Genomic DNA, 23392 nt, shown 5'->3' on the forward strand with positions numbered 1-23392 from the left:
CGTTGAGCAGGGGCCTTCCGTCGAAGGCCCCTGCTCACCTCAGCGGCCGAGGTCGGCGAGGATGCGCTGGGCGGCGTTGTGGCCGGCCGCGCCGATCACGCTGCCGGCCGGGTGGCAGCCGGCGCTGCCCGCGTACACCCCGTCGACGCCCGTGGCGTACGGCATCCGGTCGGTGAACGAGACGGTGTTGTCGACGTGGTGGATGTGGCCGCCGGTGATGCCGAAGTGCGCCTCGATGCCGGGCGGGGGCAGCGGCACCGCATCGGCGATCAGGTCGCCGGTGCCGGGGGCGTACCGCTCGCAGATCGCCACCAGCTTGTCGACGTAGCCGGGCAGCGCCTCGTCCCAGGTGGTGCCGGAAAGCTCGTACGGGACCGACTGCACGAACAGCGCCGAGGAGTGGTGCCCGGCGTCGTCGGCCAGCGACGGGTCGACCGTGGTGTGCAGGTACCACTCGATGGTCGGCTCCTCCGGCAGCCGCCCGGCCTGCACGTCCGCCCACATGGCGCGCAGGGCGGCCATCGGCGACTCGCCGCCCTGCCCGACCAGCGACGACGAGCCGGGCAGCAGGTGGATGGTGGAGCCGAACGGGCTGGGCGCGTCCGCCGGCAGGCAGGAGAACCGGGGCAGGCCGCGCAGCGCCAGGTTGAGCTTGAGCGTGGTGCCGGGACGGCGGACCGCCGCCATCCGCTCGGCCAGCGGCGCCGGGAGCGCGCCGTCGGGCAGCAGCTCCATCAACCGGTACGGGTCACAGGCCCCCAGCACCACCGAGGCGGCCACCTCCCGCCCGTCGGCGAGCACCACACCGGACGCCGCGCCGCCGGCCAGGGTGATCCCCGTGACGGGCGTACCGGTCAGGATGCGGGCGCCGGCGACGCGGGCGGCCTCGGCGAAGGTCCGGGAGACCGTGCCCATGCCGCCCTGGGCGATCATCCAGGTGCCGCCCGAGCCGGGCAGCCGGCACATGTTGTGCACCAGGAAGTTGTGCCCGGTGCCGGGGTCGTCCGGGCCGGCGTTGAGGCCGGAGAGACCGTCGGTGACCGCGTACATGCTGACCAGCAGCTCGGAGCGGAAGTCGAAGCGAGCCAGGTAGTCGGCGACCGAGCCGCGGACCAGGTCCGCGAAGACCTGCCGGAGCGCCGGGCGGACGTACCGCTCGGCGGTCTCCGCCACCGGCAGCGGCTCGGCCAGCCAGGCCGGCGCCAGGTCCTCGCGGAGCTGGGCCAGCTCGGCCTGGAGCGCGTCGTCGGCGGCCGCGTCGGCCGGGGAGAACATCTCCGCGAGCTGCCGCCGGCTCGCTGCGGCGTCGCTGCCGAAGAGCAGGTACGGCGCGCCGAGCCCGCCCGGGGTGGGCAGGAAGTAGTGCGGGTCCCGGCGCAGCACCGGGATGCTCACGTCGAGCGTGGCGAGCAGCTCCGGCGGCATCAACCCGAGCAGGTACGAGCCGGTGGAGTGGCGCAGGCCGGGCACCTTCGGGAACGGGCTCTCGGTCCGGGTGGCCCCGCCGATCACCTCGGCTGCCTCCAGCACCAGCACGTCGAGGCCGGCGCGGGCCAGCAGGATCGCCGAGACCAGACCGTTGTGCCCGGAGCCGACCACGACGACGTCGGCGCGGGACGGCAGCTCACTCCGTTGCTCGCTCATGCCGCCACCTCGCCCCGCTCGGCGGCGGCATGAGGCTCCATTGCACTGCGCCTGATGATTCGCTCGCTGCGCTCGCTCATGCGGCCACCTCGCTTCGCTCGGCGACCGCATGAGGCTCCATTGCACTGTGCCTGATGATTCGCTCGCTGCGCTCGCTCATGTCCGGGCAGCCTAGTGGCGCGCGCCTCCCTCGGGGAGGGCGTCGCCGGGTTCGGCCGGGCGGAACTGGAGGAGCTGGCTGATCAGCTCGGTCTCGAAGAGCGCCTCCGGCTCGTCGACCGCCCAGCCGAGGTGGCCGAAGACCTCCATGGCGACCAGACCGTAGAGGCGGGTCCAGGCGGAGAGGAAGGCGTACGCGACGTCGATCGGCAGCGGGCCGTGGTTGGTCGCCAGCGGGGCGAGGTGTCCGCCGAGCCGTTCCTGGAGCAGCTCCGCCGGTGGGGTCGGCAGCCGGCTGCCCCGGGTGAGTTCCACGAACGGGGTGAGGAAGACCGCCCCGAGGCGCGCCCCGGGATGGTCGGGGTTGTCGCACTGGTCGGCGAACTCGATCACCCCGGGGACCGGGTTGCCGAAGATCAGGGTGAACTCGGCGGGGTGGCCGACGGCCCACCGTCGCAGCGCCCGGCACATCTCGAGGAGTTGGCCGGCCGGGTCCGGGCCGGACGCGTCCCGGGCCGCCTCGACCTCCTGGCGCAGCTCGTCGTAGAGGTCGCCGGCGAGCCCGGCGATCAGCGCCTCCAGGCTGGGGAAGTACCGGTAGATCGCCGGGGCGGTCATGCCCATGTCCCGGGCGATCGCCCGCAGCGAGACCGCCTCGATCCCGCCGGTCACCAGCAGCCGCCGGGCCCCGTCCTTGATCTCGGACAGGGTCGCCGTACGCAGGCGTTCCCGCCGGGTGGGTGCGGTCATCCGTCGACCCCCTTGACCGGAGCGAACGCCGTTGACATAGTAAACGCCGTTCACTCAAATGATTCATGCTTACCGGATATGACCTTAACGGTCGGTGAGGGGGAAGGCGATGTTCGCCTGGTGGGGGCGAGTGGTGGTACGGGCCCGGTGGGCGGTGCTGGCCGCCGCCGTGGCACTCGTGGTTCTCGGCTCCACCTGGGGCGCCGGGGTCTTCGGCGAGCTGACCGGGGGCGGGTTCGAGGACCCGGCCAGCGAGACCAGCCGCACCGCCGCGCGGATCACCAGCGAGCTGGGCCGGCAGGGCGCCGACGTGGTCGTGCTCTGGTCCAGCGACACCGCCACGGTCGACCAGCCGGCGTTCCGCGATCCGGTCACCGCCACCGTGGCCGGGCTGCGCGGGCGGTCCGCGGTGACCAGCGTGACCACCTGGTACGACAGCCCGGCCCCGGCGCTGGTCGCCACCGACCGGCGGGCCACCTACGCCCTCGTCCGGCTCACCGGCGCGGACGACGACGCGCGGGCCGGTCAGTTCGAGGCGCTGCGCCCCGCGCTGGACGCCCCCGGGCTGCGCACCGAGGTCGGCGGCGCGGTCGCCTTCCAGCACTACGCCAACACGCAGACCACCGAGGACATCACCCGCGCCGAGATGCTGTCCCTGCCGGTGCTGCTGGTGCTCCTCGTGCTGATCTTCGGCGGACTGGTCGCCGCCACCACCCCGCTGCTCATCGGCGGGCTCGCCATCCTGGGCGCCTTCGTCGCGGTACGCCTGGTGAACCTGTTCACCGACGTGTCGATCTTCGCGATCAACATCATCACGTTGATCGGCCTCGGCATGGCCGTCGACTACGCCCTCTTCGTGGTCAGCCGGTTCCGCGAGGAACTCGCCGCCGGGCATGACCCTGGCGAGGCGATCCGCCGCACCATGGCCACCGCCGGCCGGACCGTGCTGGTCTCCGGGCTCACCGTCGCCCTGGCCCTGGCCAGCCTGCTGATCTTCCCGCAGGCATTCCTCCGCTCGATGGGGCTCGGTGGCGTGGCCGCCGTCCTGGTCGCCATGCTGGCCGCGTTGACCGTGCTGCCGGCCCTGCTCGCGGTGCTCGGCCACCGGATCGACGCGGTGCGCGTACCCCTGCCGAGGTGGCGCGGGGCGCGGCGGGCCGGGCCGGCGGAGGCCGGCGCGGGCGGCGCCTGGGCCCGGATCGCGCGGAGCGTGATGCGCCGCCCGGTGCGCTACCTGGTCGGGGTCGCGCTGGTGCTTGTCGTGCTGGCCACGCCGTTCCTGCGGATCACCTTCGGCGGCTTCGACGAGCGGGTGCTGCCGGCGGACGCCGCGCCCCGGGTGGTCTCCGAACGGATCGCCGCCGAGTTCCCCGGCGGCCAGGTCGCCCCGATCGACGTGCTGGTCTCCGGGGCGCCGGCCGAGGTGGCGCGCGGCTTCGCCGACCGGATCGCGGCGGTGCCGGGGGTGACCGGGGTGCAGGTCGCCGCCCAGCGTGGGGAGAGCACGCTGCTCTCGGTGAGCTACCCCGGCGAACCGACCGGCGACACCGGGCAGCGGGTGGTCCGCGCCCTGCGCGACCTGCCCGGCCCGGCCGGGGCCGAGGTGCTGGTCGGCGGGCGGCCCGGCGCCGACCGGGACCTGCTGGACAGCCTCGGTGACCGGCTGCCCTGGATGGCACTGCTGATGGCCGCTGCCACGCTGGTGCTGCTCTTCCTCGCCTTCGGCTCGGTGGTGCTGCCGGTCAAGGCGGTGCTGATGAACCTGCTCTCGATCGGCGCGTCGTTCGGCGTGGTGGTTTGGATCTTCCAGGACGGCCACCTGGCCGGCCTGCTCGGCTTCACCCCGACCGGCTTCATCGAGCCGAGCAACCCGATCCTCATGCTCGCGGTGCTCTTCGGGCTGGCCACCGACTACGAGGTGTTCCTGCTCTCCCGGGTCCGGGAGGAGTGGGACCGCACCGGCGACAACACCGCCGCGGTGGCCGGCGGCCTTCAGCGCACCGGGCGGATCATCACCGCCGCCGCGCTGCTGCTGATCATCGTGGTGGCCGGCTTCACCACCGGCGGCATGTCGTACATCAAGCTCATCGGGGTGGGCATGATCGTCGCGATCGTGGTCGACGCGACGCTGGTCCGGGCGCTGCTGGTGCCGGCGACCATGCGCCTGCTCGGCCGCTGGAACTGGTGGGCCCCCGGCCCGCTGGCCCGCGTCCACCGCCGCTACGGCATCCGCGAGTCCGAGCCGGCCCCTCCCGTCCCAGTCCCCTGACCACGCCCGCCCGACCGGCCCTCTCCTTGATCAAGAAGTTTGCGGCGGTGAATGCTTCTCACGCGACGCAAACGTCTTGGTCAACTCGCGAGGGTCTGGCGGGGGTGGGGGACGGGCTACGATGCCTCGGCATGATGATCGCCTCGACCGAGCGGCTGGTGGTCCGCGACTGGACCGACGCGCCCGACGACCTGGCCCGGATCTACGACATCTACTCGCGGGACGAGGTGATGCGCTGGCTGGGCGGGGGCAAGGGGCGGATGACCGACCCGGCCGAGGCGGCGGAGCGGGTACGCGCCTGGCGGGACCGGTACGACCCGTACGCCGGCCGGTGGGGCCTCTGGGCGATCGAGCCGCGCGACGCGGGCCGGGCGGCCGGCAGCGTCCTGTTGAAGCCGCTGCCCGGGCGGGACGGGGTCACGCCGACCGACGACATCGAGATCGGCTGGCACCTGCACCCCGACTCGCAGGGGCACGGCTACGCCACCGAGGCGGCCCGGGCCGTGCTGGACCGCGAGTTCGCCACCGGCACCCGGCAGGTCTACGCGGTGGTGATGGCGGGCAACGAGCCGTCGATGGCGGTGACCAGGCGTCTCGGCATGACCTACCTCGGCGTCCGCACCGACTGGTACGGCGGCGTCGACCTGGAGACCTTCGTGCTGCGCGCCGATTCGTAGCCGTTCGGCGGAGATCAACAGGTGGGTACCGGGCCTGCTGGTGGACCGCTCGGCGGGAACCGAGCTGTGCCGACGCACAGGTTGTGCGATCCGGCTGGGCTCGGGGCGGCGCGACTAGGGTGGTGGGTAGCACGATGTTCCGCTGAGGGGGTGAGTCCGGTGGCCCAGGCCGCTTACGCGCCGGAACCGGCGCCGCAGCGCGGCGAGCCGTCCTTCGACGTGCTGCGCTGGCACGACGAGCCGTGGACGGCCCAGCTCGCCCTCAAGCTGTTGCCGGAGACCAACGGCCCCAAGGTCGAGGTCCTGAGCGGAAGCGTGATCGTGACACCACACGCCGGATTTGACCACCAGAATGCCGAGCTGGACCTCGCCTACTTGCTGAAGCAGGCGGCCCGGCGGGCCAAGTTGTGGCTCTACCACGAGGTCAACATCGTCTCCGGCGATGATCTGTTCATCCCTGACATCGCGGTGCTGCGTTCCTCCGGTCGCGGACAGGTGGCGATGGACATCGCCGAGGCCGTGCTGCTCGGTGAGATTGTGTCGCCGGGCAACCGGCGCAAGGACGTGATCGACCGGCCCCGGGAGTACGCCGCCGCCGGCGTGCCCTTCTTCCTCCGGGTCGACCTGCGTAACCGGGTTCCCGCCATGGCGCTCTACGAGCTGATCGACGGGGAGTACCGCCCGCTTGCCGCCGCGGCGGCCGGCAGCACCTTTGTCATGAAGCAGCCGTTCGAGTTCTCCGTCGATCCGGCGGACCTCCTCGACGAGGAGGCGCCGATCGAGGACGACGACGAGTCCCTGGTCGAGGGCGGCGACGAGTCCCCGGTCGAGGGATCGGACGACGCAAACTGAGGCTCCCAGCGGACGCTCAGCGGCGCTGGGGAAGAATGGGCGGGTGAGTTCTCTCCGCGAACTTGTCCTGCTCGGCTCGACCGGCTCGATCGGTACCCAGGCCATCGACATCATCCGACGTAACCCGGACCGGTTCCGGGTGGTGGCGCTCGGCGCCGGTGGCGGCAACGTGGACCTGCTCGCCGCGCAGGCCCTGGAGCTGGGCGTCGAGGTGGTCGGCGTGGCGAAGGCCTCCGCCGCCCAGGACCTCCAGCTCGCCTTCTATTCAGAGGCGAGCCGGCGTGGCTGGGCCACCGGCGACTTCAAGCTGCCCAAGATCGTGGCCGGGCCGGACGCGATGACCGAGCTGGCCGGGTGGCCGTGCGACGTGGTGCTCAACGGGGTGGTCGGCTCGCTCGGGCTGGCGCCGACCCTGGCCGCGCTGCGCGCCGGGCGTACCCTCGCGCTGGCCAACAAGGAGTCGCTGGTGGCCGGCGGCCCCCTGGTGAAGGCCGCGGTGCGGCGGCCGGGGCAGATCGTCCCGGTGGACTCGGAGCACTCGGCGCTGGCGCAGTGCCTGCGCGGCGGCACCCGGGGCGAGGTACGCCGGCTCGTGGTGACCGCCAGCGGCGGGCCGTTCCGGGGCCGGCGGCGGGACGAGCTCACCGAGGTCACGCCGGAGCAGGCCCTGGCCCACCCGACCTGGAACATGGGCCCGGTCGTCACGATCAACTCCGCCACCATGGTCAACAAGGCCCTGGAGGTGATCGAGGCGCACGAGCTGTTCGACGTGCCGTACGCCGACATCGAGGTGATGGTCCACCCCCAGTCGGTGATCCACTCGATGGTCGAGTTCACCGACGGCTCCACCCTCGCCCAGGCCAGCCCGCCGGACATGCGGCTGCCCATCGCGCTCGGCCTCGGCTGGCCCGACCGGGTGCCCGAGGCCGCCGCCGCGGTCGACTGGACCAGGGCGCACAGCTGGGAGTTCTTCCCCCTCGACGACGCCGCCTTCCCGGCGGTCGCCCTGGCGAAGGCGGCCGGGGAGGCCGGGCGCTGCCGCCCGGCGATCTACAACGCGGCGAACGAGGAGTGCGTGGCGGCGTTCGTCGCCGGGCGGCTGCCGTTCCTCGGCATCGTCGACACCCTCCAGCGTGTGCTGGAGGACGCTCCGGAATTCGGCGAACCGGGTACCGTCGAGGACGTGCTCGCCGCCGAGTCGTGGGCACGGGGGTACGCCCAGAAGATCATCTACGGGTCGGTGGAAGGAGCTTGATGGCAAACCTGCTCGGGGTGGTGCTCTTCGCCGTGTTCATCCTCGTCTCGGTGAGCCTGCACGAGGCGGGGCACATGCTCACCGCCAAGGCGTTCGGGATGAAGGTCACCCGATACTTCGTGGGCTTCGGCCCGACGCTGTGGTCGTTCCGGCGGGGCGAGACCGAGTACGGCATCAAGGGCATCCCGCTCGGCGGCTTCTGCAAGATCGTCGGGATGACCCCGCAGGACGACGACGTCGAGCCGGCCGACCAGCCGCGCGCCATGTGGCGGTACCCGGTCTGGAAGCGGACGATCGTGATGTCCGCCGGCTCCATCACCCACTTCGCCCTGGCGCTGGGCGCGCTCTGGGTCATGGCGATCTCTGTCGGCCTGCCCAACCCCAAGGCCCCGACGACCGAGGCAGGCTTCAAGGCCGAGCCGGCGGTCATCGCCCTGGCCCCGTGCGTGGTGGTGGAGAACGCCAACCGCGCCTGCCAGGCCGGCGACCCGGCCAGCCCAGCCGCGAAGGCCCAGCTCAAGGACGGCGACCGGATCACCGCGGTCAACGGCAAGCCGGTCTCCACCTGGGGCGACATGCTCGACGTGGTCCGCGCCACCGAGCCGGGCACGGCCACCGTCGACTACGTCCGAGACGGCAAGCCGGCCACCGCCACCGTCGATCTCGCGGCCGTGCAGCGCCCGCCGCTCGGTGACCCGAAGGGTGCCGCCTCGTCGGTCGCCGCGCTCGGCGTCGGGCTCCGGCCCACCACGCCGGCCCGGATCGAGTACGGTCCGGTCGCCGCGATCGGCGCCACCGCCGACTTCACCGGCACCATGGCGGTGCAGACCGCGCACGCCATGCAGCGGATCCCGCAGAAGGTGCCCGCCCTGTGGACGGCGATCACCGGCGGCGAGCGGGACATGGACACCCCGATCAGCGTGGTCGGCGCCAGCCGGCTCGGTGGCGAGTTCGTGGCGAACGACGCCTGGTACGGGTTCTTCATGCTCTTCGTCTCGCTGAACTTCTTCATCGGGGTGTTCAACCTGCTGCCGCTGCTCCCGCTGGACGGCGGGCACATCGCGATCGCCTGGTTCGAGCGGGTCCGGTCCTGGCTCTACGCACGCCTGCGCCGCCCGGACCCGGGTCGCGTCGACTACCTCAAGCTCATGCCCATCACGTACGCGGTGATCCTCATCGGTGGCGCGTTCACGCTGCTGACCGTCACCGCGGACGTCATCAACCCGATCACGCTCTTCTCAAGGTGAGTGCCTGAAGTGACCGCTGTCAGTCTCGGTATGCCGCCCGTACCGCCGCCGCCGCTCGCCCCGCGCCGGGCCAGCCGCCAGATCATGGTCGGCTCGGTGCCGGTCGGTGGGGGCGCGCCGGTCTCGGTGCAGTCGATGACCACCACCCTGACCGCCGACGTCAACGCGACGCTGCAGCAGATCGCCGAGCTCACCGCGTCCGGTTGCCAGATCGTCCGGGTCGCCGTGCCCTCGCAGGACGACGTGGAGGCGCTGCCGGCGATCGCGAAGAAGTCGCAGATCCCGGTGATCGCCGACATCCACTTCCAGCCGAAGTACGTGTTCGCCGCGATCGACGCGGGCTGCGCGGCGGTCCGGGTGAACCCGGGCAACATCCGGCAGTTCGACGACAAGGTCAAGGAGATCGCCAAGGCCGCCGGCGACGCGGGCGTGCCGATCCGGATCGGCGTGAACGCCGGCTCGCTGGACAAGCGGCTGCTGGCCAAGTACGGCAAGGCCACCGCCGAGGCGCTGGTCGAGTCGGCGCTCTGGGAGTGCTCCCTCTTCGAGGAGCACGGCTTCCGGGACATCAAGATCTCGGTCAAGCACAACGACCCGGTGGTGATGATCCGCGCGTACCGGCAGCTTGCCGAGAAGTGCGACTACCCGCTGCACCTGGGTGTCACCGAGGCCGGCCCGGCGTTCCAGGGCACCATCAAGTCGGCGGTCGCCTTCGGCGCGCTGCTGGCCGAGGGGATCGGCGACACCATCCGGGTCTCCCTCTCCGCCCCGCCGGTCGAGGAGATCAAGGTCGGCGCCGCGATCCTGGAGTCGCTGGGCCTGCGCGAGCGGGGCCTGGAGATCGTCTCCTGCCCGTCCTGCGGCCGGGCCCAGGTGGATGTCTACAAGCTGGCCGAGGAGGTCACCGCCGGTCTGGAGGGGCTTCCGGTGCCGCTGCGCGTCGCCGTCATGGGCTGCGTGGTGAACGGCCCGGGCGAGGCCCGGGAGGCCGACCTCGGTGTCGCCTCCGGCAACGGCAAGGGCCAGATCTTCGTGAAGGGCCAGGTCATCAAGACCGTCCCCGAGGGGCAGATCGTGGAGACCCTGATCGAGGAGGCGCTCCGGCTCGCCGCCGAGATGGGCGCCGAGATCCCCGAGGAGCTCCGCGACCTGGTTCCCGGAGCCACCGTCACCGTGCACTGAGCGCGGATCCGCCACGACGTGCGGCTGTCCCCGCCGGGGGGCAGCCGCACGTGTCGTTTCCGGCCCGTCCGGGGTCAGGCCCGCACCGTCGGCCTGGGCACGGCAGCGAACTCGGAGAGGGTGAACCACCCGGGCAGGGCCCGGCGGAGCGCCTCCGGGCCGGCCACCTGCACCGCGCCGCCGCGCAGCGCCTCCGGCCAGCTCAGGTCGCCGAGCCAGACCTGCACCAGGCCGCGCAGGCTCGCGCGCACCGTCACGGAGACCTCGTGGCCCGGGTCCACGTCGCAGACGTCGGCCTCCCCGGCGGTGATGACGAGCCACCAGTCCCGCAGGTCGGCCGGCACGTCGTGGAAGCGGAACTGGACGACCGTCCGCCCGTCCGGGACGGCGCCGTGGTCGACGTGGCGGTGCATGTCCCACAGCAGCAGCTTCGGGTCCAGGTCCGCGTCACCCAGCTCACCGATCCAGCGGACGCCCCACGCGCCGAGCGCCTCGAGCACCGGCCGCAACTCCCGCCCCGCCTGGGTCGGGACGTACCGCACGTCGGGGCCCTCGACGTGCCGCTCCACGACGCCGGCCCGGACGAGCTGGTGCAGTCGCCGGGACAGCAGGCTGGGCGACATCCGGGGCAGGCCGCGGCGCAGCTCGTTGAACCGCTCGGACCCGCTCACCAACTCCCGGATCACGAGCAGCGTCCACCGCTCGTCGAGCAGCTCCATGGCCTTCGCGACGGGGCAGAACTGGTGGTAGGAGGCCCCCATGGCCGGCACGCTACGCCGGTGCCGCCGGCCCGACCAGGAAGCTGTCGGGACCGGTACACATCTCGTACTAGGTTGCCGGTTGCCCGCTGCCTACCGTCCGTAGTGAAGGACGAGGCAGAGGAGCAGTGATGATCGAGTCGATGGAGCGGGATCGGGCCGTGAAGGCCGGGCACCGCCAGATGTGGGCGCTCGGCAGCTACGCCACCGTCGCCGCGGAGGTCATCCCGGAGCTGGGGGCGACCCTGGTCCAGGCGGCCGGCGTCGGCCCCGGCGACCGGGTGCTGGACGTCGCCGCCGGGACCGGCAACGCGGCCATTCCGGCGGCCCTGGCCGGGGCCGACGTGGTCGCCAGTGACCTGACGCCTGAGCTGCTGGAGATCGGGCGGGCGCTCGCCGCGGCGCGCGGCGCCGAGCTGACGTGGCAGCAGGCCGACGCCGAGGCGCTCCCGTACGCCGACGGCGAGTTCGACCGGGTCCTGTCCTGCGTGGGCGTGATGTTCGCGCCCCGGCACCAGGCCGGCGCCGACGAACTGGTCCGGGTCTGTCGCCCGGGTGGCACGATCGGCCTGGTCAACTGGACGCCCGAGGGGTTCATCGGGCAGATGTTCGCCACCATGAAGCCGTACGCCCCACCGCCACGGCCGGGCGCGCAGCCCCCGCCGCTGTGGGGGAGCGAGGACCATGTCCGCGCGCTGCTCGGGGACCGGGTCACCGACGTCGTCACCCGCCGTCAGGCGGTCACGGTGGACCGGTTCGCCGGCCCGGAGGCGTTCCGGGACTTCTTCAAGGCCCACTACGGACCGACGATCGCGGTCTACCGGGCGATCGCCGGCGACCCCGACCGGGTCGCCGGCCTCGATCAGGACCTCGCCGACCTCGCGCGGCGGCACTTCGAGGCCGGAGCGATGCGGTGGGAGTATCTGCTGGTCACCGCGCGCCGGCGCGGCTGACCGGACGCCGGCGCCGGCCGGGGTGGTCGGGTCCTGGCCACCCCGGCCGGCGTGCCGGCCGTGCTCACTCGGATTCGGCGAGGATGGCGTACAGCTTGCGGCGGGTCTCGTCGAGCACCTGCGCGGCGCGTTCCCGCTGGTCGTCGGTGCCGGTCATCATCACCTGGCGCAGCGCGTGCATCGCCTGCGCGCCGGCGTCGCGGATGTCGTGCCAGCTGTTGACGGTCGTCTCGGCGAACTCCGCCCAGGGCGGAGTCTGGGCCGCCGTGGCCGCCTCCTCCCGGCCCTGCTCGGAGAGGGCGAACCGCTTCCGGCCGCCGTCGGAGTCGGCGGCCGCGGTGATCACACCCTCGTCCTCCAGCAGTTGCAGGGTGGGGTAGATCGAACCGGGGCTGGGCCGCCAGGCACCGCCGGTCCGGGAGTCGATCTCCTGGATCATCTCGTAGCCGTGCATCGGTCGCTCGGTGAGCAGGGCCAGCACGGCGCCGCGCACGTTGGGCCGGCGGCCCCGGCCGCGGCCGCGTCCGCCGCGGCCATGCCCGTGGCCGTGCGGTCCGGGCGGGAACGGCGGACCCGGGGGTACGGGCGGGAAGCCGAAGCCGCGCATCCGCATCTCGTGCATGGCGTGCATCCGTCGGTGGAAACCCATCGGGCTCTCCCTCTGTCGTCGTATCGCTGATGCGTCGACGATATATCGGCAATGCATCGTAGACAAGACGTTCTGATGGTGAAGTGCAAAACCGTACGTACGTCTTGTTAAGCTGCCCGACGTGCGCCTGCTTCCCGAACCGGGTCCGGCCCGGACGCTCGCCCTCTCCACGCTGGTCAACACCGTCGGCCGGGGCACCTGGCTGACCGCCAGCGCCCTCTTCCTGACCCGCTCGGTCGGGCTCACGGTGGCCCAGGTCGGCGTCGGCCTCACCATCACGGCGCTGGTGAGCCTGGTCGCCAGCACCCCGATGGGCTACCTGGCCGACCGGCTCGGCCCGCGCGGCCTCCAGATCGCCGCGCTGCTCGCCTCCGCCGGATTCACCGCCGCCCTGGTGGCCGTCCGCTCGTTCGCCGGCTTCCTGGTGGTCGGGGTGCTGATGGCGGTCGCCGACTCGGCCACCCGGGGCGCCCGGGGTGCGCTGATCGCCGGCGCGGTGCCCCCGAACCAGCGGGTACGCACCCGGGCCTACCTGCGCGCGGTCACCAACGTCGGGATCTCGGTCGGCACCGTGCTGGCCGGCGTCGCCCTGGCCGCCGACACCCGGACCGCGTACGTGTCGCTGATCCTGCTCGACTGCGCCACGTACCTGGTGGCCGCCGCGGTGCTGCTCCGGCTGCCACCCGTGCCGCCGGTGCCGGCGCCGGCACACGGGCCACGGCTGATCGCGCTGCGGGACCGCCCGTTCCTCGCCTTCACCGTGCTCGACGGGCTGATGTCGATGCACTTCGGCCTGATCAACATCGCCCTGCCGCTGTGGATCGCCGGGCACACCAGCGCCCCGCGCTGGCTCATTTCGGCATGCCTGCTGGTCAACACCGTGGTCGTGGTGCTCTTCCAGGTCCGCGCCTCGCGCGGTACCGAGGAGCTGGCCGGCGCTGGCCGGGCCGCCCGGCGCGCCGGCGCGGTCATCGCGGTTGCCTGCGTGCTCTTCGCGGCCAGTGGCGGCGTACCCACCGCGGTCGCCGTGCCGCTGCTGCTCGGCGGGGCGCTGGTGCACGTGGTGGGCGAGTTGTGGCACGCCGCAGCCGGCTGGGGCATCTCGTTCGGCCTCGCCCCGGCGCACGCGCAGGGCCAGTACCAGGGTGCGTACGGGATGGGCATGCAGCTTGGTTCGATGGTGGCGCCGGTGGTGGTGACCACCCTGGCCGTCGGCTGGGGCGTACCGGGCTGGTTGCTGCTCGGCGGCCTGTTCCTGCTGCTCGGCGTGCTGGTGCCGCCGGTGGTGGCCTGGGCCGGGCGGACCCGGCCGGCCGAGCCGGCGGCCGCGCCGGTCCCGGTCGGGTGAGCCGGCGGCTGCGGCGCTCGGGCTCAGCCGGCGGCCGCGCCGGTCCGGGTTGGCCTGAGCCGGTCGCGGCACCGCTCCCGCTGGGCTGAGCCGGTTGCCGCACCGCTGCCGCTTGGCTGAGCCGCCGCTCGGTTTTCCGCCCCTCGGCCGAACCGGCGGCCGGCTGCGCTGCAGGTCACCGGGGCGGCAGCTCGCCGGGGCCGCCGGTCGGCTGAGTCGCGGCTCGGCGATCCGGGGCCGGACATCCCGTCGCGGTCCGCAGGTCAGCCCGCGCGCGCCGGGGTGCATCTGGCAGGCTGGTATCCGTGCTGACGGTGCCGGTACGCCAACTGGGGGAGTCGGAGCGCCGCGCGGTCGAGCGGCTGCTGGACCTCGACCCCTATGCCGGCGCGCAGGTCGCCGAGCGGGTGGCGGCCCGCGGGCTGGCCTGGTGGCGGGCCGAGGGGCGGATCCTGGGCTACGGCTCCCGCCGCCACCTGGAGTCGATCTGCTGGCTGGGTGGCAACCTGACGCCGGTGCTCGCCACGGCGCCGGCGGTGGCGGCCTTCGCCGACCAGTTGAGCACCGAGGAGCGGCTCTGCTCCTCGATCGTCGGGCGCGCCGACGCGGTGCTCGGGCTCTGGGATCGCCTCTCCGCGTACTGGGGGCCGGCTCGGGACGTACGCCCGAACCAGCCGCTGCTGGCCACGGACGCCCTGCCCGCGGTGGCGGCCGACTCCGAGGTGCGCCGGGTGCGCAGCGGTGAGGTCGATCGGCTCTTCCCGGCGGCCGTGGCGATGTACACCGAGGAGGTCGGCGTCTCGCCGCTGGCCGAGGACGGTGGGCGCGGCTACCGGCGGCGGGTGGCCGACCTGGTCCGCGCGGGCCGCGCCTACGCCCGGTTCGCGGACGGCAAGGTGATCTTCAAGGCCGAGTTGGCCGTGGTCACCAGGCGGACCGCCCAGGTGCAGGGGGTCTGGGTGGCGCCGGAGTGGCGGGGCCGGGGCATCGCCACGGCGGCCATGGCGGCGGTGGTACGGGACGCGCTGATCCGGGTCGCCCCGACGGTCAGCCTCTACGTCAACGACTTCAACCTGCCCGCCCGGCGGGTGTATGAGCGCTGCGGCTTCCGCCCGGTGGGCACCCTCGCCACCGTCCTCTTCTGAGGGGTCCTTTCCACGCCTCGGCACAGCGATCGCCTGCTGGCTGCGGCATGGCCGGGATCACGCCGCTCCGAATTGCGCCGAACCGGACAGCCGGCGTTATGCTGGGCATGTTTTTGCACTGACCAGTCAGTTTAGTTTTCAGGACGGGACGATGAAGATCGTCGAGGCCGGCGGGCTCGGGCTGCGGACCCGCCGCGGCTGGGTGTACCGGGACGTGGACCTCGTCGCCGAGGCGGGCGAGCTGCACGCGGTGACCGGGCCGCCGGGCAGCGGGCGTACCTCGCTGCTGCTCACCCTGGCCGGGCGCTTCCCGCACACCGACGGGGAACTGCGCCGCCGGGGGCCAGCGGCGCTTGGGCAGGTCGTCGGCGTGCACGAACCCGACCCAACACTGACCGTGGCCGAGCACATCCAGGAGCGGCTGCTGCTGCTCGGGCCGGTGCCGCGCCGCCGCCGGCAACTCGTCCCGGTCGCCGCCGTGCGGGCCCGCCGGGCGTACCGCCGGGACGCCTTCGCCGCCGCGATCGCCGGCGCCGGCTTCACCGACGCTCCGCTCGACCCCGACCGGTACGGCCGGGACCTCACCCCCGTCGAGCGTCAGGTGCTCGGGCTGGTGCTGGCCAGCCTCAGCGGCCCGAGCCTGATCGTCGCCGACGGCGTGGACGCCGGCTCCGACGCCCGCGAGCGGGAGTGGATCTGGGCCGCCCTGGCCCGCCTCGCCGACCAGGGGTACGCGGTGATCGCCAGCGCCCGGGCCGTCGAGCCGGGCGCCACCGCGATCGTGCACCGGATCGGCGACCCGTCCCTCCCCACCCCCGCCATGGTCGCGCCGCACGTCGCGGCCGACCAGAACCAGACCGCCGAGGTGAAGGCATGAGTGTCGTTCGACTCGCGCTCTTCGAGTTGCGCCGGATGACCCGGGGCCGGCTGCCGCGCGCCGCGCTCGCCGTCCTCACCGTCATCCCGCTGCTCTACGGAGCCCTCTACCTCTACGCCTTCTGGGACCCGTACGGGAACCTCGACCGGATCCCGGTCGCCCTGGTCAACGCCGACCGGTCGGCGAAGGCCGGCGACGGCAGCGAGGTGCACGCCGGGCGGGACCTCACCGACGAGCTGCTGGACCGGAAGGTCTTCGGCTGGACGGTGACCGACCAGGCCGACGCGACCGAGGGGCTGCGCGACGGGCGGTACCACCTGGTCTTCGCCATCCCCGCCGACTTCTCCGCCACCCTCGTCGCCAGTCCGGAACCGGACCAGCCGGCCCGCCGGGGCGAGCTGAAGGTGGTCAACGACGACGCCACCAACTACCTGTCCGGGCTGCTCGCCCGCTCCGCGTTCAGCGAGATCCGGGCCGCCGCCGCGGAGAGCACCGCGGCGTCGTACTTCGACCGGATGCTGATCGGCTTCACCGACGCCAAGGCCGAGACCGGCCGGGCCGCCGACGGGGCCGGCAAGCTCCACGACGGGCTCGGCGCCTCGCAGCAGGGGGCCGGACAGCTCGCCGACGGGCTGGGCACCGCCGAGGACGGCGCCGGGCAGCTCGCGGGCGGCCTCAACCAGTCCGTGCGGGGAGCGGAGCAGCTCGCCAGCGGCCTCGACCAGCTCTACACCGGCGCGGCACAGATCGCCGACGGCACCAACCGCGCGGCCACCGAGACCCGCGCCGCCGCGGCCAAGGTGGACGCCGCCGCCGACCGGTACGAGCCGCTGCTGCGCCGGAACGCCGCCGACATCCAGCGGGCCGCCAGCCTGGTCGCCGAGGGCGCGCAGGCGCTCGCCGACGGCCTCGACGCGCTCCCGGCCCGGGCCGACGAGGTGGTGACCCAGGCCGAGCAGGTCCGCGACCGCCTCGACGCCGTGGTCAAGACGCACCCCGAGCTGGCCGACGACCCCAACCTCGTCGCCGCGCGGCGGGCCGCCGACAACGCCGTCACCGCGGCCCGCGCCATGACGTCCGCCCTCGACCGGACCGACCTCACGGCGCTCAAGAAGCAGATGACCGAGGTCGAGCAGACCGCTCGGGAGGTCGCCGCCGCGGCGCCGCACCTGGCCGACGACGTCGCCGCCGCCCGCGCCCAGGTCGACCAGCTCGCCAGCGGGCTCAACACCCTCGCCCAGGGCAGCGCCAAGCTCCGCGACGGGCTGGGCAGCGCCACGGACGGCGCCCACCAGCTCCGCGGCGGGCTCTACCGGCTCGCCACCGGTGCCCGGCAGCTCGACGGCGGCCTGGCCCAGCTCAGCAGCGGCAGCAACCGGCTCGCCGACGGGCTGACCAAGCTGGAGAGCGGCGCCGGCGACCTCGCCGACGGGCTCGCGGCCGGTGAGCGGAAGCTGCCCGGGTACCACGACGCGGACAGCCGCTCCGACATCCTCGGCGACCCGGTCGGCCTGCTCCGCACCGCGCACCACCCGGCCGGCTCGTACGGGGTGGGTTTCGCGCCGTACTTCCTGGCCCTGGCGCTCTGGGTCGGCGCGATGATCACGTACATGCTGCTGCGGCCGGTCAACCGGCGGCACGTGATGTCCGGGGCGCCCGGCTGGCGGGTCGCCCTCGCCGGCTGGCTGCCCGCCGCGGCGATCGGTCTGGCCCAGTCCGCCGTGCTGTTCACCGTGGTCACCCTGGTGCTCGGCCTCGACCCGCAGCACCGGATGGCGACGCTGGGCCTGCTCGCGCTGACCTCGCTGGCGTTCACCGCGATCATGCAGCTGCTCGGCGTGGCGCTCGGCCCGGCCGGCCGGCTCGCCGCGCTGGCCCTGCTGATGCTGCAGCTCACCTCCTCCGGCGGCACCTACCCGGTGCAGACCTCGCCCGGCTTCTTCCAGGCGATCCACCCCTGGCTGCCGATGACGTACGTGGTGGCCGGGCTGCGGCACACCATCAACGGCGGCCCGGCCGGGCCGGTGGTCACCGGGGCTCTGGTGCTGGTCGCCTTCGGCGCGGGCGCGCTGGCGCTCACCGTCGGCGCGGCGCGCCGGTCCCGCCGGCTCACCCCGGCCAAGCTGCACCCCGAACTGGTCATGTGAGGATGCTCATGGGCGGCACGGCGGTGGCGCCCGGCCCCCGGCGCGGGTCGCTCCGGCGGCCCGCACCGGACCGGTCGACGGGGAGGGCGAGTGACGGACGGACGGTCGCGCCGACGGGAGGACACCCGCCAGCGCCTCTTCGTGGCGGCGGTGGAGCTCATCGCCGAGCAGGGCTTCTCCGCCACCACCGTGGACGACATCGCCGCCCGGGCCGGGGTGGCGAAGGGGACCGTCTACTACAACTTCGAGTCAAAGACGGTCCTCTTCGAGGAGTTGCTGCGGCACGGTATCGGCCTGCTCACCGCCGACTTCCGCGCCGCGGTCGCCGGGCTGCCGCCCCGCGAGGCGCTCGCCGCGCTGGTCCGCGCCGAGCTGGAGTACATCCGCCGCTACCGGGCCTTCGCCCAGCTCCTGCTCTCCGAGATGTGGCGCACCAACCGCGAGTGGCAGCAGACCCTGCGGCTGCTGCGCGGCGAGGCCATCGAGGTGATCGCGGAGACCGTACGGGCGGGCGTGGCCAGCGGTGACCTCCCCGCCGACCTGGACGTGCGTACGGCCAGCTCGGCGCTGTTCGGCGTGGGTCTGGTGGTGGCCGTGGACTGGCTGGTCTTTCAGCCGGACCGGCCGATCGAGGACGTGCAGGAGGCGCTGCTCGGTATCGTCCGCCGGGTCGCCCAGACGTGAACCGCACGTAAATGGTTTGAGCCGTCGCGGCCGGGCCGGAAGGCTGGGGGTACCGCCCCCACCGACCCGAGTCCGGAGGACTGTCCATGCGCCTGCTCCGAGATCTCTGGGCCACCGCACCCCGCCGCATGGCCCTCGTGGGGTTCCTGACCGTCCTCGGTGCCGGCGGTCAGGCGGCCGCCTCCGCGCTGGCCGGCCCGGTCCTCGTGCAGCGGTCGAGCGGCTGGTTCGTGCTGCTGGCCGCCGCGCTGGTCGCCGTCGTCGTCAGCGACCTGGTGATCGGGCTGGTGATGGCCCGGGTCACCGCGGACTGGTCGGCCGACGTACGCCGCCGGCTCTGCCGGGTGGCCCTCGGGCAGGACCTGCCCACCCTGGAGACCACCCCGGTCGGCGAGCTGCTCGACCGCATCGACAACGACGTCTACCAGGTCGCCTCCGAGCTGCGGAACACCGGCGTCCGGCTCGCCCAGGGGCTGGCGGTCTGCCTGCTGGCCACGGTGAGCGCGCTCTTCGTCTGGTGGCCCGCCGGGGTCGGCATGGTGGTGCTGACCGCGCTGCTCGGCGTGTTGCTGCGCCGGCCGACCGCCCGCATCGGCCCGGCCCGGATGGCCGAGGAGGAGGCCTGGTCCGATCTCGCCGCGGTGATGGAGGAGGCCGTCCACGGCCAGGACGACGTACGGACCAGCCTCGCCCAGCCGTACGTGCTGCGGCTGTACGCCCGGCGCGCCGCCGAGGTGCTGGCCCGCGGCAAGCGGGTGTTCCTCATGTCCGCGAAGGTCACCACCGTCGCCGGCGGGGGTATCCGGGCCGGCATCGCCGCCGTCGTCCTCGCCGGGGCCTGGGCGCTCACCACCGGCCGGGTGGACGGCACCCGGCTCACCGCGATCTGGCTGCTCGCCCTCGCCTTCGGGGCCACCGTCGAGCACATCGCCCGCTGGGTGCCGCACCTGCAGTACGCGCTCGGCGCGTGGGCCCGCGTGCAACTGCTCTCCGACGCCCGTCAGGAACCCGCCGGCGGCGTCGCCCCGGCCGAGGGCGACCTCACCGTGCGGGGGCTCACCTTCCGCTACCCCGCCACCTCGGACGCCGACCGTGGCCCGGCGCTGCGCGACGTGCGACTCACCTTCGCCCGTGGCCGGTCCTACGCCCTGGTGGGGCGGACCGGGTCGGGCAAGTCGACCCTCGCCAAGGTGCTCACCCGGGCGGTGGAGGTGCCGCGCGGCACCGTCTTCCTCGGCGACACCGACCTGGTGGACCTCGACGTGGAGCGGCTGCGGCAGTGGATCGCCGTGGTGCCGCAGCGCACCGAGATCCTGGCCGGCACGCTCGCCGAGAACGTCGCCCTCTTCGACCCCGACCTGCTCGACGAAGCCCCCCGGGCGCTGGGTGAGCTGGGGCTGGACGGTTGGGTCGCCGAGCTGCCCGACGGGGTGCACACCAGGCTCGGTGAGGGCGGGCAGGCGCTCTCCGCCGGGCAGGAGCAGCTCGTGGCGTTCGCCCGGATCCTGGTCCGGGACCCGCAGGTGGTGATCCTCGACGAGGCCACCGCCCGGCTCGACCCGGTCACCGAGAACCGGGTACGCCAGGCCACCGAGCGGCTGCTCGCCGGCCGGATCGGCATCGTCATCGCGCACCGGCTCTCCTCGGTGCGCCGCTGCGACGAGGTCGTGGTGATGGGTGACGGTGCGGTGCTGGAGGCCGGCCCGCTGCACGAGTCGGAACGCTTCGCCGAACTGCTGGCACACAGCCATGCCGGCGCGTACGCCGCCGCGACCGCGGGACGCGGTGGGGTGGACCTGCTGCCCGCGCCAGCCGGCGAGTGGGACGACGAGCCGGGGGCGACCGTCGCGCCGGCGCCGGCCGAGCGACCGGTGGCCGTACCGAAGACCGACCCGCCGCCGGCGCCACCCGCACCGCCCGCGCGCACCATGCGGGAGATCCTGCGGTTGGGCCTGAACGATCCCCGCTACGGCCTGGCCTCGGTCGCCATGTTCGTCGTCATGCTGCTGCTCGGCCTCGACGGCTCGATCCTGCCCTGGCTGTGGGCGGACGTCGTCGACGGCGGCGACCCGTGGCTGCCGGCGCTCGGCATCGCCGCCGCGCTGCTGGTGATCCTGCCCCTGCCGTTCCTCACCAACCTGCGGTTCCCGCAGTGGTGGGTTCGGCAGATGCTGCGTATCAGCGCGCGCCTGGTGCACGGGCAGACCGGACCGCGCCGGGTCAGCGGGCACACCCCGGCCGAGGTGGTGGCCCAGGGCGGCGACACCGATCGGGTGGTGCAGCTCGCCGACAACCTGATGGACCAGTTCATCGCCCTGGCGCTGCTGGTGAGCATGGTCGCGGTGACCGGCAGCGTGGTGCCCGGGCTGTTCTTCGTGGGCACCATGGTGGTCTCCGGCCTGGCCGCGACGCTTTTCGGCCCCCGGCTGGAACGCACCGCCCGGGGCACGGTGAAGGCGCGGGCGGCGTTCGCGACCGCGCTGGTGTCCTCGCTGTCGGCGGCCCGTACGGTGAAACTGGCCGGTGCCACCCGCCCGGTGCTGGACCACCTCGCCCGGCTGGACGTCGTCCGCAGCGACCGGCAGCGCCGGGAGATCGCTATGCAGGTGTGGGCGCGGTCCACTCCGTCGATGGCCAGTGGGCTGCTGCCGATCGGGGCGTGGGCGCTCTACCTGACCGGCGGCCTCTCCGCCGGCGGTGTGCTGGTGGCCGTCTCCACCCTCGGCGCGGCCCGCTGGTTCGCCTGGACCACCGCCTCGCTGGTGTCCCACTACCCGTCGGCCCGGGTGTGGACCCGACGGACCGTGGCGATGGCCGGGGTGGCCGCGTACTCGGCGACGGTGCCGGGCGTGGACATCGCGGCCGGCACCGCCCCGGCCCCGGTGCCTGCGGCCCGGCGGCCGCTGCGCCGGCTGGAGCTGGCCGGGTTCGGCGCGCTGCACACCGACGGCACCCTCGCCGTCCGCGACGTCGACCTCACCGTCGACCGGGGACAGCTGGTGCTGGTGGTCGGGCCGGTCGGATCCGGCAAGTCGTCGCTGCTGCGGGCCCTCGCCGGGATCGTCCACCACGCCGGCGCGCTGCGCTGGAACGGCGAGCCGGTGACCGAGCCGGAGCTGTTCCTGCGCCCGAACCAGGTCGGCTACGTCGGCCAGCTGCCCCGAGTGCTCTCCGGCACCGTGGCCGACAACATCGCGCTCGGGCACGAGGTGGACGCCGCCGAGGCGGTGTCGACCGCCCAGCTCGACCACGACCTGGCCGCCGCCGGCGGTGGGCTCGGGCTGCTCATCGGGCACAAGGGCACCCGGCTCTCCGGCGGGCAGCTCCAGCGGCTGGCGCTGGCCCGGGCGCTGGCGCCGCGTACCGAGCTGCTGGTCGCCGACGACGTGTCGTCCGCGCTGGACGTCACCACCGAGCTGGCGCTCTGGGCGGCACTGCGGGAGCACGGCGTGACCGTGGTCGGGTCGACCGCCAAACGGGCCGCGCTGGTCCGGGCGGACCACGTCGTGGTGCTGGTCGACGGGGCGGTGATGGCGCAGGGGCCGTGGCGCGACCTGGAAACCGACTGGGGCCACCTGGCGGGCTGACCAGACCGCCAGGTTCGTCGGGATCCGGTGATCATGAGGTTGGCGGCGACGAAAGGGGCGAATCGTCCCGCCAACCTCATGATCGACCTGGCACCCGACCGGGGTGGTCGGGGTGGGTCAGAAGGCGCGGGTGTACTGGTTCGGCCAGTCGGGGGTGGCGCCGAGCTTGGCGGCGGCGCGGCGGGGCCAGTATGGGTCGCGCAGCAGCTCCCGGCCGAGCAGCACCAGGTCGGCCTCGCCGCCGGCGACGATCTGCTCAGCCTGCTCCGGCTCGACGATCAGGCCGACCGCGCCGGTGGGCACGCCCGCCTCGCGGCGGATCCGGGCGGCCAGCGGCACCTGGTAGCCGGGGCCGACCGGGATGCTCGCCCCGGCCGAGGCGCCTCCGGACGAGGCGTCCACCAGGTCCACCCCGGCGGCGGCCAGCTCGCCAACGAGCACCACGCTGTCCTCGACGGTCCAGCCGCCGTCCACCCAGTCGGTGGCGGAGATCCGGGTGAGCACCGGCACCGCCGCACCGACGGTGGCGCGGACCGCCCGGGCCACCTCCAGGGTGAGCCGCATCCGGCCGGCCCGGTCGCCGCCGTACGCGTCGTCCCGCCGGTTGGTCAGCGGGGAGAGGAACTCGTGCAGCAGGTAGCCGTGCGCGGCGTGGATCTCCACGGCGCGGAAGCCGGCGTCCAGCGCCCGCCCGGCGGCGACAGCGAACGCCTCGACCACCCGGGCGATCCCGGCCTCGTCGAGCGCGGTCGGCCGCCGGTGGTCGGGCAGGAACGGCTCGCTGCCGGGGCCGACCGGCGTCCAGCCGCCCTCGGCGTCCGGCACGCCACCCCGGCGCGCGGCCCACGGCCGGTAGGTCGACGCCTTGAACCCGGCGTGCGCCAGCTGCACGGCCGGCACCGCCCCCTGCCCGGTGAGGAACGCGGTGATCGGCCGCCACGCGTCGACGTGCGCGCCGGACCAGAGCCCGGTGTCCTGGGGGCTGATCCGCCCCTCGGGCACCACGGCGGTGGCCTCGGTGATGATCAGCCCGACCCCGCCGACGGCGCGGGAGCCGAGGTGGATCCGGTGCCAGTCGGTGGGCAGGCCGTCCGGGCCGGCGCTGTACTGGCACATCGGCGCCATGGCGACCCGGTTGGGCAGGGTGACGCCGCGCAGGGCGAGCGGGGTGAACAGGGCACTCATGTCGGGATCCTCCAACGACACGGA

The 23392-nt window shown here is 73.8% G+C and carries 18 protein-coding genes; 13 read left to right on the forward strand and 5 right to left on the reverse strand.

Going from position 1 to position 23392, the window contains the following annotated elements; genetic code table 11:
• Positions 1-39: 39 nt before the first annotated feature.
• Positions 40-1644 carry a phytoene desaturase family protein gene (locus ACFYM6_RS11145; RefSeq protein ID WP_387274410.1) on the reverse strand — a complete coding sequence of 535 codons (1605 nt, stop codon included), beginning with the start codon at positions 1642-1644 and terminating at the stop codon, positions 40-42.
• A gap of 171 nt (positions 1645-1815) precedes the next feature.
• Positions 1816-2553 carry a TetR/AcrR family transcriptional regulator gene (locus ACFYM6_RS11150; RefSeq protein ID WP_387274412.1) on the reverse strand — a complete coding sequence of 246 codons (738 nt, stop codon included), beginning with the start codon at positions 2551-2553 and terminating at the stop codon, positions 1816-1818.
• 94 nt (positions 2554-2647) lie between these two features.
• Between ACFYM6_RS11150 and ACFYM6_RS11155 the strand changes: the two genes are divergently transcribed.
• The 6 genes from ACFYM6_RS11155 (at position 2648) to ispG (ending at position 10035) form a co-directional block, all read left to right on the forward strand.
• Positions 2648-4822, forward strand: coding sequence for an MMPL family transporter (locus ACFYM6_RS11155; protein WP_387274414.1), 2175 nt, complete (start codon positions 2648-2650; stop codon positions 4820-4822).
• Positions 4823-4953: 131 nt separating this feature from the next.
• Positions 4954-5499, forward strand: coding sequence for a GNAT family N-acetyltransferase (locus ACFYM6_RS11160; RefSeq protein WP_387274416.1), 546 nt, complete (start codon positions 4954-4956; stop codon positions 5497-5499).
• A gap of 159 nt (positions 5500-5658) precedes the next feature.
• Entirely contained in the window at positions 5659-6351 is a 693-nt protein-coding gene (locus ACFYM6_RS11165; RefSeq protein ID WP_387274418.1) for a Uma2 family endonuclease, read from the forward strand.
• 43 nt (positions 6352-6394) lie between these two features.
• Positions 6395-7606, forward strand: coding sequence for a 1-deoxy-D-xylulose-5-phosphate reductoisomerase (gene dxr / locus ACFYM6_RS11170; protein ID WP_387274420.1), 1212 nt, complete (start codon positions 6395-6397; stop codon positions 7604-7606).
• Complete coding sequence (locus ACFYM6_RS11175; RefSeq protein WP_387274421.1) at positions 7606-8853, forward strand: M50 family metallopeptidase; 1248 nt, start codon at positions 7606-7608, stop codon at positions 8851-8853. Before dxr ends, ACFYM6_RS11175 begins: the two co-directional genes overlap by 1 nt.
• Before the next feature lie 9 nt (positions 8854-8862).
• Positions 8863-10035, forward strand: a complete 1173-nt coding sequence (gene ispG, locus ACFYM6_RS11180; RefSeq protein WP_387274423.1) for a flavodoxin-dependent (E)-4-hydroxy-3-methylbut-2-enyl-diphosphate synthase — start codon at positions 8863-8865, stop codon at positions 10033-10035.
• Positions 10036-10109: 74 nt separating this feature from the next.
• On the opposite strand, the gene ACFYM6_RS11185 is transcribed toward ispG, so the two are convergent.
• Positions 10110-10796 carry a winged helix-turn-helix transcriptional regulator gene (locus tag ACFYM6_RS11185; RefSeq protein WP_387274425.1) on the reverse strand — a complete coding sequence of 229 codons (687 nt, stop codon included), beginning with the start codon at positions 10794-10796 and terminating at the stop codon, positions 10110-10112.
• 128 nt (positions 10797-10924) lie between these two features.
• Here ACFYM6_RS11185 and ACFYM6_RS11190 point away from each other — a divergent pair, with 128 nt between their 5' ends.
• Positions 10925-11746, forward strand: a complete 822-nt coding sequence (locus tag ACFYM6_RS11190) for a class I SAM-dependent methyltransferase (RefSeq protein ID WP_387274427.1) — start codon at positions 10925-10927, stop codon at positions 11744-11746.
• A gap of 64 nt (positions 11747-11810) precedes the next feature.
• Here ACFYM6_RS11190 and ACFYM6_RS11195 read toward each other — a convergent pair whose 3' ends face one another.
• Positions 11811-12395: a PadR family transcriptional regulator gene (locus ACFYM6_RS11195; RefSeq protein WP_387274429.1), complete on the reverse strand. Its 585-nt coding sequence runs from the start codon at positions 12393-12395 to the stop codon at positions 11811-11813.
• Between the two features lie 121 nt (positions 12396-12516).
• On the opposite strand from ACFYM6_RS11195, the gene ACFYM6_RS11200 reads away from it, so the two are divergent.
• The 6 genes from ACFYM6_RS11200 (at position 12517) to ACFYM6_RS11225 (ending at position 22183) form a co-directional block, all read left to right on the forward strand.
• Positions 12517-13743, forward strand: a complete 1227-nt coding sequence (locus ACFYM6_RS11200; RefSeq protein ID WP_387274431.1) for an MFS transporter — start codon at positions 12517-12519, stop codon at positions 13741-13743.
• Between the two features lie 305 nt (positions 13744-14048).
• Positions 14049-14888 (forward strand): GNAT family N-acetyltransferase, encoded by an 840-nt coding sequence (locus ACFYM6_RS11205; protein ID WP_387274433.1) that lies wholly within the window; start codon positions 14049-14051, stop codon positions 14886-14888.
• 151 nt (positions 14889-15039) lie between these two features.
• Positions 15040-15765 carry an ATP-binding cassette domain-containing protein gene (locus ACFYM6_RS11210; protein WP_387274435.1) on the forward strand — a complete coding sequence of 242 codons (726 nt, stop codon included), beginning with the start codon at positions 15040-15042 and terminating at the stop codon, positions 15763-15765.
• Entirely contained in the window at positions 15762-17912 is a 2151-nt protein-coding gene (locus tag ACFYM6_RS11215; protein ID WP_387274436.1) for a YhgE/Pip family protein, read from the forward strand. Before ACFYM6_RS11210 ends, ACFYM6_RS11215 begins: the two co-directional genes overlap by 4 nt.
• Before the next feature lie 90 nt (positions 17913-18002).
• Positions 18003-18596 carry a TetR family transcriptional regulator gene (locus tag ACFYM6_RS11220; protein ID WP_357433617.1) on the forward strand — a complete coding sequence of 198 codons (594 nt, stop codon included), beginning with the start codon at positions 18003-18005 and terminating at the stop codon, positions 18594-18596.
• A gap of 86 nt (positions 18597-18682) precedes the next feature.
• On the forward strand, positions 18683-22183 hold the full coding sequence (locus ACFYM6_RS11225; RefSeq protein WP_387274438.1) for an ATP-binding cassette domain-containing protein: 3501 nt from the start codon (positions 18683-18685) through the stop codon (positions 22181-22183).
• 117 nt (positions 22184-22300) lie between these two features.
• Here the strand turns inward: ACFYM6_RS11225 and ACFYM6_RS11230 are convergent, their stop codons facing one another.
• Complete coding sequence (locus ACFYM6_RS11230) at positions 22301-23368, reverse strand: NADH:flavin oxidoreductase/NADH oxidase (RefSeq protein ID WP_387274439.1); 1068 nt, start codon at positions 23366-23368, stop codon at positions 22301-22303.
• Positions 23369-23392 lie beyond the last annotated feature (24 nt).

The organism is Micromonospora sp. NPDC006431 (assembly GCF_042870725.1).
In the GTDB taxonomy this organism is placed as follows: Bacteria; Actinomycetota; Actinomycetes; order Mycobacteriales; family Micromonosporaceae; genus Micromonospora.

Bases quoted from the DNA above. Each gene is read 5' to 3' on its own strand.
- ACFYM6_RS11145 (WP_387274410.1), bottom strand. From the start codon at position 1,644: ATGAGCGAGCAACGGAGTGAGCTGCCGTCCCGCGCCGACGTCGTCGTG.
- ACFYM6_RS11150 (WP_387274412.1), bottom strand. From the start codon at position 2,553: ATGACCGCACCCACCCGGCGGGAACGCCTGCGTACGGCGACCCTGTCC.
- ACFYM6_RS11160 (WP_387274416.1), top strand. From the start codon at position 4,954: ATGATGATCGCCTCGACCGAGCGGCTGGTGGTCCGCGACTGGACCGAC.
- ACFYM6_RS11175 (WP_387274421.1), top strand. From the start codon at position 7,606: ATGGCAAACCTGCTCGGGGTGGTGCTCTTCGCCGTGTTCATCCTCGTC.
- ACFYM6_RS11185 (WP_387274425.1), bottom strand. From the start codon at position 10,796: ATGGGGGCCTCCTACCACCAGTTCTGCCCCGTCGCGAAGGCCATGGAG.
- ACFYM6_RS11190 (WP_387274427.1), top strand. From the start codon at position 10,925: ATGATCGAGTCGATGGAGCGGGATCGGGCCGTGAAGGCCGGGCACCGC.
- ACFYM6_RS11195 (WP_387274429.1), bottom strand. From the start codon at position 12,395: ATGGGTTTCCACCGACGGATGCACGCCATGCACGAGATGCGGATGCGC.
- ACFYM6_RS11210 (WP_387274435.1), top strand. From the start codon at position 15,040: ATGAAGATCGTCGAGGCCGGCGGGCTCGGGCTGCGGACCCGCCGCGGC.
- ACFYM6_RS11215 (WP_387274436.1), top strand. From the start codon at position 15,762: ATGAGTGTCGTTCGACTCGCGCTCTTCGAGTTGCGCCGGATGACCCGG.
- ACFYM6_RS11225 (WP_387274438.1), top strand. From the start codon at position 18,683: ATGCGCCTGCTCCGAGATCTCTGGGCCACCGCACCCCGCCGCATGGCC.
- ACFYM6_RS11230 (WP_387274439.1), bottom strand. From the start codon at position 23,368: ATGAGTGCCCTGTTCACCCCGCTCGCCCTGCGCGGCGTCACCCTGCCC.